Source organism: Pseudomonas sp. LBUM1674 (assembly GCF_059695635.1).
In genome coordinates this window covers 2,943,269-2,959,730 of sequence record NZ_CP166779.1, presented here as the reverse complement: position 1 = coordinate 2,959,730, position 16,462 = coordinate 2,943,269, and the positions used below count along the sequence as shown (strand labels likewise).

Sequence of the window (16,462 nt, the reverse complement as noted above, 5' to 3'; positions counted from 1 at the left end):
AAACACACCGCCTTACTTTGACTAAAAACAGTAGAAAAACCAGGCGGTGCGAGTGCAAAGTAATGACGACACAACTTAAGTAGCTGCTAACCCCGATGACGTCCCCGGAAGAAATCTATAAGACCTTGCGTCGAGGAATCATCTGCCGGTTCCGCGTCATAGCGAGTCAGAAGGTTGTAGACGCTGTTGCCCAGCTCCTTGCCCAACTCCACGCCCCATTGATCAAACGAATTGACACCCCATATGACACCCTGGACAAAGACCTTGTGTTCATAAAGCGCGATCAGCGCACCCAGGCTATGTGGATTGATGATTTCAAGCGCCACCGTATTGCTTGGCCGGTTACCGGGGATCACCTTATGCGGTGCCAGTCGTTCAATCTCACTGGGTGAAAGGCCTTTGGCTTTTAGCTCTGCCTCAGCTTCACTACGGGTTTTGCCTCGCATCAGCGCCTGGCTTTGAGACAAGCAATTGGCGTACAGCCATTCCTGATGATCGGCCACTGGGTTGTGGCTGACCACAGGCACAATGAAGTCAGCTGGAATCAGAGGCGTTCCCTGGTGCAGCAACTGGTGGTAAGCATGCTGTCCGTTACATCCCACGCCGCCCCAGATAACTGGGCCAGTGGTGTAGGAAACTGACGTGCCGTCACGCCGAACACTTTTACCATTGGACTCCATGTCCATCTGCTGCAGATGCTTCACGAAGTTGCGCAAGTTATGGTCATAGGGCAGGAACGCATAACTTTGCGCCCCCCAAAAGTTGTGATACCAGACGCCAAGTACCGCTAACAGAACGGGAAGGTTCTGTTCCAACGGTTCATTCAGGAAATGTTGATCCATAGCGTACGCGCCGGATAGCAACTCCTTGAAGTTAGCGATGCCAATGGCCAGCGCAATCGGCAGGCCGATGGCTGACCATAGTGAGTAACGACCACCGACCCAGTCCCACATAGGGAAAATGTTCGCTTCACGGATACCGAAATCCAGCGCGGCTTGACGATTACTGGTCACCGCAATGAAATGGCGATACAGCTTTTCTTCCGTCCCGCCCTTGGCCAGGTACCAGCTTCGACACGCTTGCGCATTCTTCAAGGTTTCAAGCGTACCGAAGGTTTTGCTGGAGATGATGAACAGTGTGGTTTCCACGTTCAGGTCGGCTGTCACCTCTCGGAATTCATTGCCGTCGATGTTAGCCAGGTAATGGCACCGCACCCCATGCCGAGCGAAAGGTGCGAGGGCTTCAGAGACCAGCTCGGGGCCCAGAAATGAGCCACCAATACCAATGTTGACGACATCAGTGATGACCTTGTCGTTGTAACCACGCCAAAGATGGCTATGGATACGACTCACAACGTCTGTCATCTGCGCCAGAGCACCATGCACATCGCGCATCAAGTTGCGGCCATCGACCATCAATGGCTCTCCCACTGGTCGCCGCAGCGCGGTATGCAGCACCGGACGCCCTTCGGAACAGTTGATTTTTTCTCCACTGAACATGGCATGTGCTGCCTGTTCCACGCCAGCCTCGCGAGCAAGGTTGACTAGCAATGAACGCGTCTCGTGGGTGATCAGGTTTTTGGAGTAATCCAGAAACAGCCCGCAGCCCCCCAGGGAAAAGTCTTGAAAGCGTTTACTGTCATCTCGAAAGGCATCGCGCATACTGAAATTTTTCATGCTCTGCCGGTGATCGAGCAACTTGCGCCATGCCGGCAATGCAGTCACGTCATTCGTTTTGTTGTAGTTATTCATGCTCAGCCCCTCTTTGCCAATACGGCTTGCGCCGTCTGAACCAACGATTTCAATGTGGATATTTTGTAATTCTGCAAACGCACAAGTGCCCCCGCAGCACGACGCGCTACCGTTATCAGTTACTAACCATTATCGGAGTTCGCTCCACGAGACCAGCGTTTATCCACGCGATCTAAATGAATCCAATCTTTAACGAAATCATCAAACCCTGAAGAAAACAAAACCGAGAGCCGGTCACTTGAGAAAAAAAACAAACATAGGCGCGCACGACAAATGCTGGCCGTTAAGTTTCAAAGTTATCCAGGCGGCTAAGCGTGGAAATGATTCAGATCACTCATGTCCGCAGCCGCCTGATCATCAGGATAAATCCCTGGGTACAGTCATTTGGGAAAGCTGCAAGAATCTCGCTGGATTAAAGAGGGTTTCAATCGAACCGTCTGACGTCGCCCATCAGGTTGCTTGATACGCTTCAATAAAAGTTTCACCGCCTGGGCGCCGAGTTCCTCGAGAGGTTGCGCTATTACGGTCAGTCGAGGGTTAAAAGCATCCGCCCAGTCGAAGTCGTCAAAACCCACCAGCGCGATGTCCTTTGGCACCTCAAGCCCGGCTCCACGAAGGGCCTGCATTGCACCGATGGTCATCAGATTGTTAGCAGTCATTATTGCGGTAGGCGGATGCTCCAGCGCCAGTAAACGACGAGTCGCTTCCATGGCCGGCGCAATCGCCGATTCACCACAGCAAACCAATTGATCTTCGTATGGAATTCCTGCGTCAGCCAACGCCGCACGGTAGCCGTCAATTCGCTCATGTGAAGAAGACTGAGTCAATCGTCCGGAGACCATCCCGATACGCCGATGTCCAAGTTTAATCAAGTGTGCAATCAACTCTTGAGATGATTGCCTGTTCTCTACCCCCACTTGATCGAAAGACGTCGACAGAAGCCGATCGATGAGAACCGTGGGTATGTTATTGGCCTTTAAGTAATTAAATACTCTATTTTCTGGATCGTACTCCGAGGCTAGTATGATTCCGTCCACACGTCTTTCATGCAGTGCCTTGATCGATTTGAGCTCTTGCTCAGGATCTTTTTGCGTATTGACCAGTATCATCATCAATCCGCTTTTCGCGCAGGCCGCTTCGATGGCACGTACTGTTTCACTGAAGTAATAGTTTGACAGCGTCGCAATCGCCACCCCTATGGCGCCTGAAGAGGAACGGGCCAGGGACCGTGCGAGCGAGTTTCGAATGTAGCCTACGGACTCTACAGCCTGATTCACGTTGCGGACGGTGTCAGGATGTACTTTGCGAGTACCGTTGAGTACATGGGATACGGTAGACATTGATACGTTTGCGGCTCGCGCGACGTCACTCATCTTTGCGCCCACTGTGCACCACTCCTTTCTCACGTGATTTCATGGATAGCGTCAGGCTCATGCCCAGCGACAAGCCATTGTAAAGCTCACAGCGAGAAAATGGGTCGCAAGCTCCAGGAATTGATGCCGGGACGATCCCGCAATGTCGAGAGAGACCCCGCGAGGTGCGCTGTGCACCTGAAGTGGCTGAGGCGCGATGGTGAAATCCGCTATGCAGCATGGCCGGGCACTCCTTCTTATTATTTTAGCGACCCCATAGCGAACCATTAACGGGGCGCAGGAACGCTGTTGAAAAAAGCATAGCCGAGACGAAAGCGCTTGCGCAAGCGCTTTCCTAGCATCTCCATTTTCCCCTCACGAGCAAAGGAAAGCGCTTGCGCAAGCGCTTTCCTTTGCACTATGTTTATCGAACAAGAACACCGACGAGAGGTTTCACTGCTTCTCGAATCGGCAGATAAGGAGTCAACCGCTATGCTGAGCACTGGATCTGAAAGTCCACCTCCTGCCCTACTGGAAATGCGTTCCATCTCAAAGTCATTCAATGGCGTACGCGTCCTGCATGATATCGATCTCAGTATTTTCCCCGGACAAGTCCACGCGCTGATGGGCGAAAACGGCGCCGGAAAATCCACTCTGATGAAAATACTGTCGGGGGCCTATATCGCCGACAGTGGCACTATCCGAATCGATGGATGTGATATTCGAAACTACGGCCTGAACGATGCGAAGCGTCATGGCATCTCTGTTATCTATCAAGAGCTCAGTTTGTGCGCGAATATGAGCGTGGCGGAAAACATCTACCTGGGTAGAGAAATTCGCCGATACGGGGTTGTAAACCACACCGCAATGATCGATGGCGCGCAGGTTGTACTCAAGCGACTTGGCGTCACATTCGATCCGCGCGCGCTGGTCGGTACATTGTCGATTGCGGACCAACAACTGGTTGAAATCGCCCGTGCAATTCATGCCGATACGCGAATCCTGGTGATGGACGAGCCTACAACGCCGCTCTCTTCAAAAGAGACTGAAAGCCTATTTGCATTGATTCGCCAGTTACGTGATGAGGGCGTCGCGATCATCTATATCAGCCATCGAATGGCTGAGATATACGCGCTGTCCGATTTTGTTTCGGTGCTTCGAGATGGTCATTACGTGGGTTCGCTGGATCGAGTCACGCTATCAGCTGAAACCCTGGTCCGAATGATGGTGGGCCGCGATGTTTCCGGTTTCTATGCCCATGAGCGTTCTGCGTGTTCTTATGAACAACCGATACTACGTGTTCGCAACCTTACAGATGGTTTCAAAATTAAAGATTGCAGTTTCGATCTGTATGCCGGAGAAATTCTTGGGATTGCAGGACTGGTGGGTTCAGGGAGAACAGAACTTGCCCGATTAATCGCAGGTGTCGATAAGTACTCGGGTGGCTCCATTGAAATGGGCGGCGAAGTTGTAGCCATACGCTCTCCTCGCGATGCCAGTCGTGCGGGTATCGCCTATCTGACAGAAGATCGCAAAGCCTTGGGCCTCTTTCTCGATATGAGTGTCCACGACAATATCAATGTATGTGTGGTGGGAAGTGATGCGTTGTTGGCGGGTTTTGTTGACCGAACGGCCGGAACGGGACGCGCCGAACAAGCCATTCAAGCACTCAATATCAAAGCGTCCTCGGCTATCAATGTCGGCGCGCTGTCTGGTGGCAACCAACAAAAAGTTTTGCTGGCTCGTTTGCTCGAGATGAAGCCCAGAGTGTTGTTCCTTGACGAGCCTACCTCGGGTGTCGACATTGGAGCCAAAATAGAAATATATAAAATAATCAATGCATTGGCCGCCTCTGGCGTTTGCGTCGTGATGATTTCAAGTGAACTACCAGAGATTGTTGGAATTGCTGACCGTGTGTTGGTCATGTGTGAAGGAAAACTTGTCGCCGAACTCGGTGACCGCAGCGGTCTTGATATCACACCTGAAACCATTATCGCGTTTGCCACAGGCAGCGACAGCTTGACTCTAGCCAACGGAGACTTAGTCCAATGACTTCCCCACTGCAACGCAAAGTAGTAAGCGACTTCATCTCACCCGATGTACGCAGCATCGCCGGACCTACCGCACAGGACAAAATGCGCCAACTGATGAGGGTGGCAGGCATGCTGCCCGTATTGTTGCTCCTTTGTGTAGGCTTCAGCCTGCTGAGCGATAGCTTCTTCTCGGCGCAAAACTTCTCGATCATCAGTCAACAAGCCTCTATCAATGTGGTATTGGCATCAGGTCTGACGTTCGTGATTTTGACGGGGGGAATCGACCTGTCGGTGGGTTCGATCCTGGCTGTTTCCGCAGTAGTGGCGCTATTGGTATCGCAAGTCCCGGGGTTGGCTTCCCTGGCCATCCCCGCGGGGCTTGGCATCGGACTGCTGCTAGGGCTCGTCAATGGCGTACTTGTCGCTTTTGGTAAGTTGCCTGCATTTATAGTCACACTGGGCGGATTGACGGCGATGCGTGGAATCGCGCGCCTCATCGGCGAAGACAAAACCGTGTTCAATCCCGATCTATCGTTTGCCTTCATTGGCAACGATACGTTGTTCGGGGTGCCATGGCTGGTTGTTATCGCGTTGGTAGTGGTTGCGCTTTCGTGGTTTATTCTTCGACGGACAGTGTTAGGCGTACAGATTTACGCAGTGGGTGGCAATCCTGAGGCCGCTCGGTTATCGGGAATCAAGGTCTGGAAAGTCCTGCTCTTCGTTTATGCCATATCCGGTTTGTTGGCGGGTGTAGGGGCCATCATGACTTCCGCTCGACTGATGGCGGCCAACGGACTGCAAATGGGGCAGTCCTATGAGCTCGACGCTATCGCTGCCGTTATCCTGGGAGGCACACGTTTCACCGGAGGCGTCGGCACCATCGTCGGTACGCTGATTGGCGCCCTGATCATCGCAACACTTTCCAACGGCCTGATATTGCTGGGAGTTTCGGATATCTGGCAATACATCATCAAAGGTGTCGTCATCATCGGGGCGGTCGCACTCGATCGCTTTCGGCAGACAGGCGCACGAACCTGAATCATATAACCCCCCCCGCGATACTCCAACAATAAGAGACTGTGCTCATGAAAAAAATAATATTGACCGCTGCTTGTGCACTACTGGCATTTAACACTGCTCAAGCACGAGAATTGAAATCCGTCGGAATAACAGTGGGTTCGCTGGGAAATCCTTATTTCGTAGCGATGGTAAATGGCGCCAAAGCGCAGTCACTGCATATCAATCCAGCCGCAAAATTTACCTCAGTCTCGGCCGATTACGATTTAAACAAGCAGTTCACCCAGATCGATAACTTCATTTCATCGGGCGTGGATTTGATTCTTGTCAATGCCGTCGACCCAGTTGCAATCGCGCCTGCGATTGCGAAAGCGAGAAAGGCTGGCATAGTGGTTGTGGGCGTGGATGTCATGGTGCAAGGTGCCAACGCCACGGTACAGACAGATAACGTCGAAGCCGGCAGGATTGTATGCCAGTACATTTCCGAGAAGTTGGGTGGCAAGGGTAACGTTATTATCCAGAACGGAACGCAAACTTCAGCAGTTTTGGACCGAGTCAATGGTTGCAAGAGTGTTTTCGCGCAGGTACCCGATATCAAGGTACTGTCCGATAATCAGGATGCCAAAGGTTCGCGCGAAGGTGGCTACAGCGTGATGCAAGGCGACCTGACTCGCTTTGCCAAAGTCGACGCGGTGTTCGCCATCAATGATCCTCAAGCGATAGGTGCAGACCTGGCCGCAAAGCAACTCAAGCGTAAAGGCATCATTATCGCATCGGTGGATGGGGCTCCCGACATAGAGACAGCACTCAAGAGCGATACCCAGATTCAGGCCTCTGCCTCTCAGTCCCCTTGGGGCCAGGCACAACAGGCGGTAACGATGGGTAATGATCTGCTGAATGGCAAATCCCTGGAAAGCACAACGGTACTGCTCCAACCCTCACTTGTAACCCGAGCCAATGTCCTGGAATACAAAGGCTGGCAGGCTGACCACTGACCGGTTGATCCAGTGGCATAGGGATTTTTAGCCTGTAATGCAGGGAATGGCTGCTGCGCGGTACGAAGCAGCAGCCTGACGAAAGCCTGAGCTGGTGACGAGAAAATTGGCATGTATACCCACGCAAATACACTAGTAAGCGTAGAGCTGCTCGACTACGTCAAAACCCTGCCTGGCCATCGAATTGTCGTTGCGCTAGCCGGGCCGCCTGGTGCCGGTAAGTCCACCGTCTCCGAGGCCTTGGCAGAGGCCCTTAACCGTATTATGCCGGGAAGCGCAGCGGTCATTCCCGGGGATGGCTTTCATTACGATGACGCGGTTCTTGGATCCTTGAACCTTTTACATCGCAAGGGCTCGCCCGATACATTCGATGTGGGTGGCTTCAGGAATCTGCTGCTGCGGCTTCGTGCGAACAACGAACCAACGGTTGCCGTTCCAGTATTCGATCGAATCCTGGAGATATCCCGTGCGGCGGGACGATTGGTGTCCTCTGACGTGAAATATCTCATCGTGGAAGGAAACTACCTCCTATTGAACCGCGCCCCATGGTCGTCCTTGAGAGACTGTTTTGACGCGACCATCATGCTGCAGGTTGATCGTAAAACCCTGGAGGCGCGACTGCTTGATCGATGGCGATCATTCGGTTTCGATGAGGCTGCTGCCTATGAAAAAGTTCGTCGCAACGACCTTCCGAATGCCGAATGTGTGATGTCGGCCAGCAGTGTCGCCGACTTCACACTCACAGAGAGAGCCCCCTCTTCCTCTCTTTGAGAACGAATCATGCCGTTAACCAACAGCTTCGCTTGATCAGGTGTGCGCCTTGGTGCAATTGATCCAATGACAACCTGTAGCGAACCTTTAAAGAGCAAATGACTATGTATCTGGTATGTGGCGAAGCGCTGTTCGATTTCTTCAGTGAAAACGACGCCGGCGCTCAAGCTTCAAAAGTGAACTACAAGGCCGTTGCTGGCGGTTCACCGTTCAACGTCGCCGTAGGGCTGCGGCGCCTGGGTATCGATGCCGCACTGTTCGCCGGGTTGTCCTCCGACTACCTGGGCCGGCGCCTGCAGCAAGTACTGCAGGAGGAAGGCGTGCGCCCGGACTACCTGCAGGACTTCGATGCACCGACCACCCTCGCCATGGTCGCCGTCGGTGCCGACGGCTCGCCGCATTACAGCTTCCGCGGCGAAGGCTGCGCCGATCGCCAGCTATTGCCGGGGCATTTGCCTGAGTTGGGCGCTGAGGTGCGCGGGTTGCATATCGGTTCGTTCTCGTTGGTGGTGCAGCCGATTGCCGATACGCTGCTGGCTCTGGTCCGCCGGGAAAGCGGCAAACGCCTGATCAGCCTCGACCCCAACGTGCGACTCAACCCAGAGCCGAATATCGAATGTTGGCGCGAACGTATCAGCGCTCTGGTCGAGCATGCCGACCTGATCAAGGTCAGTGACGAAGACCTGAAGCTGCTCTACCCCGAGCGCGATCCGCAGAACGTGATCGAGAGCTGGCTGGAGCACCGCTGCCAACTGGTATTCCTCACCCGTGGCGGTCAGGGCGCGACAGTGTTCAGCCGCCGTCATGGTACCTGGTCGGTCCCGGCCCGTGCCGTGGTGATGGTCGATACCGTGGGCGCCGGCGACACCTTCCAGGCGGGATTGATCGCTTGGCTGACCGAGCAGCAGCTGGATTCGGTGGAAGGCTTGCAGCGCTTGAGCCGCGAACAGATCGACGCAATGCTCGCCTTCGCCGTCAGCGCCGCCGCCCTGACCTGCGGCAAGACCGGCCCGGACTTGCCTTATCGGCATCAGTTGGATTGATATCTGTCTTTGTCGGGGGGCTGTCGTCAGGGGTGGCCGGCAGCGGCAGCCTGGCCTGATCCTGAGTTTGTGTTGAGGCTGATGGCCTCTTCGCGGGCAAGCCTCGCTCCTACAGGGATTTAATCCACATCACAAATCCCTGTAGGAGCGAGGCTTGCCCGCGAAGGCCGCAACGCGGTCTCAAGCCCGTCCTTTGCATTTTGCGCAACACTGAACTGTCATCAATCAAATTGATAGCACCCTAACGAAAGGTGCAGACTAGAGGGCTCACTCGACGTTTATATCATTCCGAATGATAGTTACCTTTGCTTCATTCGATTCGTGAGATACAACCTCGCCGAGCATCATCCGTCCATTCTCAATACATTGGCGGATGCATCCATGGAACAATCACTCAAACATTTGCGCTTCCCCTTGGCCCTGTTGGCCATGTTGGTGATGAGCGCCTGCGGCAAGGCTCCGGACACGGCCGCCACGCTGCCCGCCGCCAAGGTCAGTGTGGCCAAGGTGCTGGAACAACCGGTCAACGAGTGGGACGAATTCACCGGGCGCCTCGAAGCCCCGGAAACCGTGGAGATCCGTCCTCGGGTATCCGGCCAGATCGATGAAGTGGCTTTCACTGAAGGCGCACTGGTCAAGAAAGGCGATCTGTTATTCCAGATCGACCCGCGTCCGTTCCAGGCTGAGGTCCGCCGCCTCGAAGCCCTGGTTGCTCAATCCCGCGCCAACGCCACCCGCAGCGAAAACGAAGCGCAGCGCGGTGAACGCCTGCGTACCAGCAACGCGATTTCCGCCGAGCTGGCCGATTCGCGCACCAGTGCAGCCCAGGAAGCCCGTGCTGCGGTCGGCGCCCTCCAGGCGCAGCTTGATCTGGCGAAATTGAACCTGAGCTTCACCCGCGTCACTGCCCCGATCAGCGGTCGCGTCAGCCGAGCGGAAATCACCGCCGGCAACCTGGTGACCGCCGATACCACCGCGCTGACCAGCGTCGTGTCCACCGACAAGGTCTACGCCTACTTCGACGCCGACGAGCGCGTGTTCCTCAAGTACACCGCCCTCGCCCGCCAGGGTAAACGTGGCGCCACCACCCCGGTTTACCTCGGCCTGTCCAACGAAGACGGCAACCCGCACCAGGGCGTGATGAACTTCGTCGACAACCAGGTCAACCCGAAGACCGGCACCATCCGCGGCCGTGCAGTGTTCGATAACACTGATGGCACCTACACCCCGGGCCTCTACGCACGTTTGAAACTGGTCGGCAGCGGCACCTACTCCGCGGTGCTGATCAACGACGAAGCGGTCGGCACCGACCTGGGCAAGAAGTACGTGCTGGTGATGGATGCCGACAACAAGACGGTGTATCGCTCAGTCGAGCTGGGTCCGAAGATCGAAGGCCTGCGCATCGTGCGCAACGGCCTGAACAAGGATGACACCGTCATCGTCAAGGGCCTGCAACGTGTACGTCCTGGTTCGCCGGTCACGCCTGAAGTGATCCCGATGGCCAGCCAGGAAACCCTCGCCGCTCTGGCTCAACAACGACAAGCGCTGGAAGCCAGCAACCTGCCTCAAGTCGCACCTGCCAAGGTTGCGTCGGGTGCGGTTGTGAAAGTGGCTGCTGCGACACCACGCGGTTAAGGGATCTCTACGATGAATTTTTCCCAATTCTTCATTTCACGGCCGATCTTCGCAGCGGTGCTGTCGCTGCTGATCCTGATCGCCGGTGCCATCTCGCTGTTCCAGTTGCCGATCAGCGAATACCCGGAAGTGGTGCCACCGACCGTGGTGGTCCGTGCCAACTTCCCGGGTGCCAACCCTAAAGTCATCGGTGAAACCGTGGCCGCTCCCCTGGAGCAAGCCATCACCGGCGTCGAGAACATGCTGTACATGTCCTCGCAGTCCACCGCCGACGGCAAGATCACCCTGACCATCACCTTCGCCCTGGGCACCGACCTGGACAATGCGCAGGTGCAGGTGCAGAACCGCGTGACCCGGACCGAGCCGAAACTTCCCGAGGAAGTGACGCGCATCGGTATCACCGTCGACAAGGCATCGCCCGACCTGACCATGGTTGTGCACTTGACCTCGCCGGACAAACGCTACGACATGCTCTACCTGTCCAACTACGCCTTGCTCAACATCAAGGACGAGCTGGCGCGGCTGGGCGGTGTCGGTGATGTGCAGCTGTTCGGCATGGGCGACTACTCGCTGCGGGTGTGGCTGGATCCGAACAAGACCGCTTCGCGCAATCTGACCGCCACCGATGTGGTGACCGCGATTCGCGAGCAGAACCGTCAAGTGGCGGCCGGTGCACTGGGGGCGCCGCCTGCGCCGAATGCCACGGCGTTCCAGTTGTCGGTCAACACCCAGGGCCGCCTGGTGTCTGAAGAAGAGTTCGAGAACATCATCATTCGCTCTGGCGACAACGGTGAAATCACTCGTCTGAAGGACATCGCTCGCGTTGAACTGGGCTCCAGCCAATACGCCCTGCGCTCCTTGCTGAACAACCAACCGGCGGTGGCGATCCCGATCTTCCAGCGCCCTGGTTCCAACGCGATCGAAATCTCCAACGAAGTGCGCGACAAGATGGCGGAGCTGAAGAAGAGCTTCCCGGAAGGCATGGACTTCAGCATCGTCTATGACCCGACGATCTTCGTGCGCGGCTCCATCGAAGCAGTGGTTCACACCCTCTTCGAAGCATTGATCCTCGTGGTGTTGGTGGTGATCCTGTTCCTGCAAACCTGGCGCGCTTCGATCATTCCGCTGGTGGCGGTACCGGTTTCGCTGATCGGTACCTTTGCCGTGATGCATCTGTTCGGCTTCTCGCTGAACGCCCTGTCACTGTTCGGGCTGGTATTGGCCATCGGTATCGTGGTGGACGACGCCATCGTGGTGGTGGAGAACGTCGAACGAAACATTGGATTGGGACTAACGCCGGTCGAAGCCACCAAACGGGCCATGCGTGAAGTGACCGGCCCGATCATCGCCACGGCGCTGGTGCTATGTGCGGTGTTTATCCCGGCGGCGTTCATCTCCGGGTTGACCGGGCAGTTCTACAAGCAGTTCGCCCTGACCATTGCGATCTCGACCGTGATCTCGGCCTTCAACTCGCTGACCCTGTCGCCGGCACTGGCTGCCGTGCTGCTCAAGAGCCACGACGCGCCGAAAGATCGTTTCTCCAGGGTCCTCGACAAGATCTTCGGTGGCTGGTTGTTCCGTCCGTTCAACCGCTTCTTTGACAAAGCCAGCCACAGTTATGTCGGCGCGGTAGGCCGGGTCATCCGCAGCAGCGGCATCGCCCTGCTGTTGTACGCAGGCCTGATGGTGCTGACCTTCTTCGGTTTCTCCAACACCCCGACCGGTTTCGTCCCCGGCCAGGACAAGCAATACCTGGTGGCCTTCGCGCAACTGCCGGATGCCTCGAGCCTGGACCGCACCGAAGACGTGATCAAGCGCATGTCCGACCTGGCCCTGAAACAGCCTGGCGTGGAAAGTGCGGTGGCCTTCCCTGGCCTGTCCATCAACGGTTTCACCAATAGCCCTAACGCCGGCATCGTGTTCGTGACCCTGAAACCGTTCGACGAGCGCAAAGACCCGAGCATGTCCGCCGGTGCGATCGCCGGTGCGTTGAACGGACAGTTCGCCGGGATTCAGGAAGCCTACATGGCGATTTTCCCGCCGCCGCCGGTACAGGGCCTGGGCACCATCGGTGGTTTCCGTTTGCAGATCGAAGACCGGGGCAACCTGGGCTACGACGAGCTGTACAAAGAGACCATGAACATCATCAACAAAAGCCACAACGTGCCGGAACTCGCCGCGCTGTTCACCAGCTACACGGTGAATGTGCCCCAGGTCGATGCCGCCATCGACCGTGAAAAGGCCAAGACCCACGGCGTGGCCGTCAGCGACATCTTCGACACCCTGCAGATCTACCTGGGTTCGCTGTATGCCAACGACTTCAACCGCTTCGGTCGCACCTACCAGGTCAACGTTCAGGCCGAGCAGCAGTTCCGTCTCGAGCCGGACCAGATCGGTCAGCTGAAAGTGCGTAACAACAAGGGCGAAATGATCCCGCTGGCGACCTTCATCAAGGTCAGTGACACCTCGGGTCCAGACCGCGTGATGCACTACAACGGCTTCATCACCGCTGAAATCAACGGTGCCGCTGCCCCCGGCTACAGCTCCGGCCAGGCCGAAAAAGCCATCGAGAAACTGCTCAAGGAAGAACTGCCGAACGGCATGACCTACGAATGGACCGACCTGACCTACCAGCAGATTCTGTCCGGCAACACCGCGCTGTTCGTGTTCCCGCTCTGCGTATTGCTGGCGTTCCTGGTACTCGCAGCGCAATACGAAAGCTGGAGCCTGCCACTGGCGGTGATCTTGATTGTCCCTATGACTCTGCTGTCGGCCATTACCGGGGTGATTGCTTCGGGAGGCGACAACAACATCTTCACCCAGATCGGCTTGATCGTACTGGTGGGGCTCGCCTGCAAGAACGCGATCCTGATCGTCGAGTTCGCCAAGGATAAACAGCAGGACGAAGGCATGAGCCCGCTGGCGGCGGTGCTCGAAGCGTGCCGTCTGCGTCTGCGTCCGATCCTGATGACCTCCTTCGCGTTCATCATGGGCGTGGTGCCACTGGTGTTCTCCAGCGGTGCCGGTGCCGAGATGCGTCACGCCATGGGTGTGGCGGTGTTCTCCGGGATGCTCGGGGTGACCTTCTTCGGGCTGTTGCTGACGCCAGTGTTCTACGTATTGATTCGTAACTTTGTGGAGCGCGGTGAACAGCGCAAAGCGGCCAGGGCCCTGAAATTGGAGGCGCAACAATGAGCCTGAAAGCCTTCCTGCCGAGCCTTCTGGTACTGGCCCTGAGTGCCTGTGCCGTCGGCCCGGACTACAAGACCCCAGCCACTGAGCCGGCCAACATCACCACCGCCACCGATGGCAGCGCCGGTCAGAAGAACTACGACCGCTCGCGTTTCGAAGGCATCTGGTGGCAGCAGTTCGAAGACCCGACCCTCAACCAGTTGGTGACTCAATCGCTGCAAGGCAACCGTGATCTGCGCGTAGCCTTCGCGCGCTGGAAAGCGGCCCGGGCAATTCGCGATGACGTCAGCAATGACGCCATGCCGACCATCACCAGCCGGGCCAGCAGTGACCTGGGCAAGGGTCAGATTCCGGGCCAGACCACCAAGCGGGTCAATAGCGAACGCTACGACCTGGGCCTGGACATGGCGTGGGAGATCGACCTGTTTGGCCGTATCCAGCGCAATCTGGAATCCGCCGACGCCGAACAGCAAGCGCTCGAAGCCGATCTGTACCAACTGCAAGTCTCGATGATTGCCGAACTGGTGGATGCCTACGGTCAACTGCGCGGTGCGCAGCTGCGGGAAAAGATCGCCCTGGCCAACCTGAACAACCAGCAGGAATCGAGCAAGATCACCGTCAGCCTGCGTGATGCTGGCGTCGGCGATCAGCTCGATGTGGTCCGCGCCGATGCACGTCTGGCGTCCGTCGAAGCCAGCGTGCCGCAATTGCAGGCTGAACAGGTTCGGCAGAAAAACCGTATCGCTACCCTGTTGGGTGAACGTCCGGACAAGCTGACCGTCGACCTGAGTCCTAAGGACTTGCCGGCGATCGCCAAGGCATTGCCGATCGGTGATCCGGGTGAACTGCTGCAACGTCGTCCGGACATTCTCAGCGCCGAGCGCAAACTGGCCTCCGCCACTGCCCGTATCGGCGTGGCCAAGGCTGATTTGTTCCCACGGGTCAGTCTCAGCGGTTTTCTGGGCTTCACCGCCGGGCGTGGTTCGCAAATCGGTTCCTCGGCGGCCAACGCCTGGGCACTGGGCCCAAGCATTACCTGGGCGGCGTTCGACCTTGGCAGCGTGCGCGCCCGTCTACGGGGTGCCGATGCTGATGCCGAAGGCGCCCTGGCGACCTACGAGCAGCAAGTACTGTTGGCGTTGGAGGAATCGGAAAACGCCTTTAGCGATTACGGCAAACGTCAACAACGCTTGATCTCGCTGATCCGTCAGAGCGAATCCAGCCGCGCCGCGGCCGACCTCGCCCAAATTCGCTACCGCGAAGGCACGGCGGACTTCCTCGTCCTGCTCGACGCCCAGCGTGAGCGCCTGGCTGCGGAAGATACCCAGGCCCAGGCCGAAGTCGATCTGTATCGCGGCATTGTCGCGATCTACAAGGCACTGGGCGGTGGCTGGCAACCAGAGACGGTCGCCATCAAGTAACCTTCCAACGAGCTCCTTTGGTTGGCCGCAACCAACCAGATTTTTTGCCCCGCGCCTCATTCGGTCGCGGGGCTTTTTTTTGCCTGTAAGTTTTTTGGTGCCTGTTCGGGCCCCTTCGCCGGCAAGCCGGGCTCCTACAGGTTTTGCGCCAGTCACAGAATATGCGCACAGCACATACCCTGTAGGAGCTGGCTTGCCAGCGAAGGGGCCCTTGAGTCTTGCATCGAACTTGAGTCTTGTATCGACCTTGAGGACGCCTTCGCTGGCAAGCCAGCTCCTACAGGGGGTTGTGGGTGGCCGCGTTATTGTGGTTTTCCTGGACGGTGACGGTGGCCGTGGTCCCGGCCCGCAATCGATTCTTACCGGCGTAATCGGCATCGATCTGTATCCGCACCGGCACCCGCTGCGCCAGTTTGACCCATGTATAGCTGGGGTTGATGTTGGCCAGCAGGCGACCGCCCGGCACGTTTTCCCGGTCGGCAATGGCGAAGGCGATGCTTTGCACCGTGCCACCGAAGCGCTCGCCGCTCATCAATTCGATCCGGACCCGGTCGCCCTCCTCGATTCGCGGCAACTTGGTTTCTTCAAAGTAGCCGCTGACATAAAACGAGTCGCTGTCCACCAGCGCCAACAATGCCCCGCCGGCCGAGGCATAGTCGCCCTGACGGGTCAGCAGGTTGGTGACGTACCCGGTGACAGGCGATTCGACCCGGGTGCGCTGCAAATCCAGTTCAGCCTGGGTCAAGGCCGCGATGGCCAGTTGCACGTTGGCCTGGGCCAGTCCCAGATTGGCCTGGTTGCGCAGCAACTCGGCCTGCGCCACCGCCACGTCCGTGCCGGATTTCTCCCACTCCTCGCCAGAGATTGCGGCGCGATCCTTCAGGGTGCGACGCCGGCGCTCTTCGCTCTGACGCTGCCTGAGCAGTGCTGCGCTGGCGACAATCGTCGCTTCGGACTGCCCGAGGGAGGCTTTCGCCACTTCTACCGAACGCCTGGCATGTTCCACCGCCAGGGTGTAGCGCGCAGGGTCGATTTCCAGGAGCAACTGGCCCTTGTCTACATGCTGGTTGTCCCGCACGCCAAGGCTGACGATGCGTCCCGAGACATCGGCAGACAAGGTCACCACGTCGGCGCGCACTCGCGCATCCCGGGTCCAGGGCGCGCGGGTGTAGTGCTCCCAGGCGAACCAGCCGAGCACAAAGGCCAGCAATACCACCGCCGCCGTCACCAGTCGGGCCACAATCTTCTTCAA

General features: G+C 57.1%; 11 protein-coding genes. 8 read left to right on the top strand and 3 right to left on the bottom strand.

Annotation, left to right across the window (positions count from 1 at the left end; genetic code table 11):
- Nucleotides 1-86 precede the first annotated feature (86 nt).
- Complete coding sequence (gene pgi / locus ACA067_RS13785) at nucleotides 87-1,751, bottom strand: glucose-6-phosphate isomerase (RefSeq protein WP_497462268.1); 1,665 nt, start codon at nucleotides 1,749-1,751, stop codon at nucleotides 87-89.
- A 380-nt stretch (nucleotides 1,752-2,131) separates the two neighbouring features.
- The gene (locus ACA067_RS13780) at nucleotides 2,132-3,136 is read right to left on the bottom strand and encodes a LacI family DNA-binding transcriptional regulator (protein ID WP_497462267.1); all 1,005 of its coding nucleotides are present in this window, start codon (nucleotides 3,134-3,136) and stop codon (nucleotides 2,132-2,134) included.
- Nucleotides 3,137-3,595: 459 nt separating this feature from the next.
- On the opposite strand from ACA067_RS13780, the gene ACA067_RS13775 reads away from it, so the two are divergent.
- From ACA067_RS13775 to ACA067_RS13740, 8 genes are all read left to right on the top strand, one after another.
- On the top strand, nucleotides 3,596-5,155 hold the full coding sequence (locus ACA067_RS13775; protein WP_497462266.1) for a sugar ABC transporter ATP-binding protein: 1,560 nt from the start codon (nucleotides 3,596-3,598) through the stop codon (nucleotides 5,153-5,155).
- The gene (locus tag ACA067_RS13770) at nucleotides 5,152-6,174 is read left to right on the top strand and encodes an ABC transporter permease subunit (protein ID WP_497462265.1); all 1,023 of its coding nucleotides are present in this window, start codon (nucleotides 5,152-5,154) and stop codon (nucleotides 6,172-6,174) included. Before ACA067_RS13775 ends, ACA067_RS13770 begins: the two co-directional genes overlap by 4 nt.
- Before the next feature lie 47 nt (nucleotides 6,175-6,221).
- Nucleotides 6,222-7,148 carry an ABC transporter substrate-binding protein gene (locus ACA067_RS13765; RefSeq protein ID WP_497462264.1) on the top strand — a complete coding sequence of 309 codons (927 nt, stop codon included), beginning with the start codon at nucleotides 6,222-6,224 and terminating at the stop codon, nucleotides 7,146-7,148.
- Nucleotides 7,149-7,259: 111 nt separating this feature from the next.
- Nucleotides 7,260-7,919 (top strand): nucleoside/nucleotide kinase family protein, encoded by a 660-nt coding sequence (locus ACA067_RS13760; RefSeq protein ID WP_497462263.1) that lies wholly within the window; start codon nucleotides 7,260-7,262, stop codon nucleotides 7,917-7,919.
- A 104-nt stretch (nucleotides 7,920-8,023) separates the two neighbouring features.
- A complete protein-coding gene (locus ACA067_RS13755; RefSeq protein WP_497462778.1) occupies nucleotides 8,024-8,962 on the top strand; it encodes a carbohydrate kinase family protein in 939 nt (312 codons plus the stop codon).
- Nucleotides 8,963-9,343: 381 nt separating this feature from the next.
- Nucleotides 9,344-10,597, top strand: a complete 1,254-nt coding sequence (gene mexE, locus ACA067_RS13750; protein ID WP_497462262.1) for a multidrug efflux RND transporter periplasmic adaptor subunit MexE — start codon at nucleotides 9,344-9,346, stop codon at nucleotides 10,595-10,597.
- Between the two features lie 12 nt (nucleotides 10,598-10,609).
- Nucleotides 10,610-13,792, top strand: coding sequence for an efflux RND transporter permease subunit (locus ACA067_RS13745; RefSeq protein ID WP_497462261.1), 3,183 nt, complete (start codon nucleotides 10,610-10,612; stop codon nucleotides 13,790-13,792).
- Nucleotides 13,789-15,210 carry an efflux transporter outer membrane subunit gene (locus ACA067_RS13740; RefSeq protein WP_497462260.1) on the top strand — a complete coding sequence of 474 codons (1,422 nt, stop codon included), beginning with the start codon at nucleotides 13,789-13,791 and terminating at the stop codon, nucleotides 15,208-15,210. The genes ACA067_RS13745 and ACA067_RS13740 overlap by 4 nt, the downstream gene beginning before the upstream one ends.
- Nucleotides 15,211-15,487: 277 nt before the next feature.
- Here ACA067_RS13740 and ACA067_RS13735 read toward each other — a convergent pair whose 3' ends face one another.
- A complete protein-coding gene (locus tag ACA067_RS13735) occupies nucleotides 15,488-16,462 on the bottom strand; it encodes an HlyD family secretion protein (RefSeq protein WP_497462259.1) in 975 nt (324 codons plus the stop codon).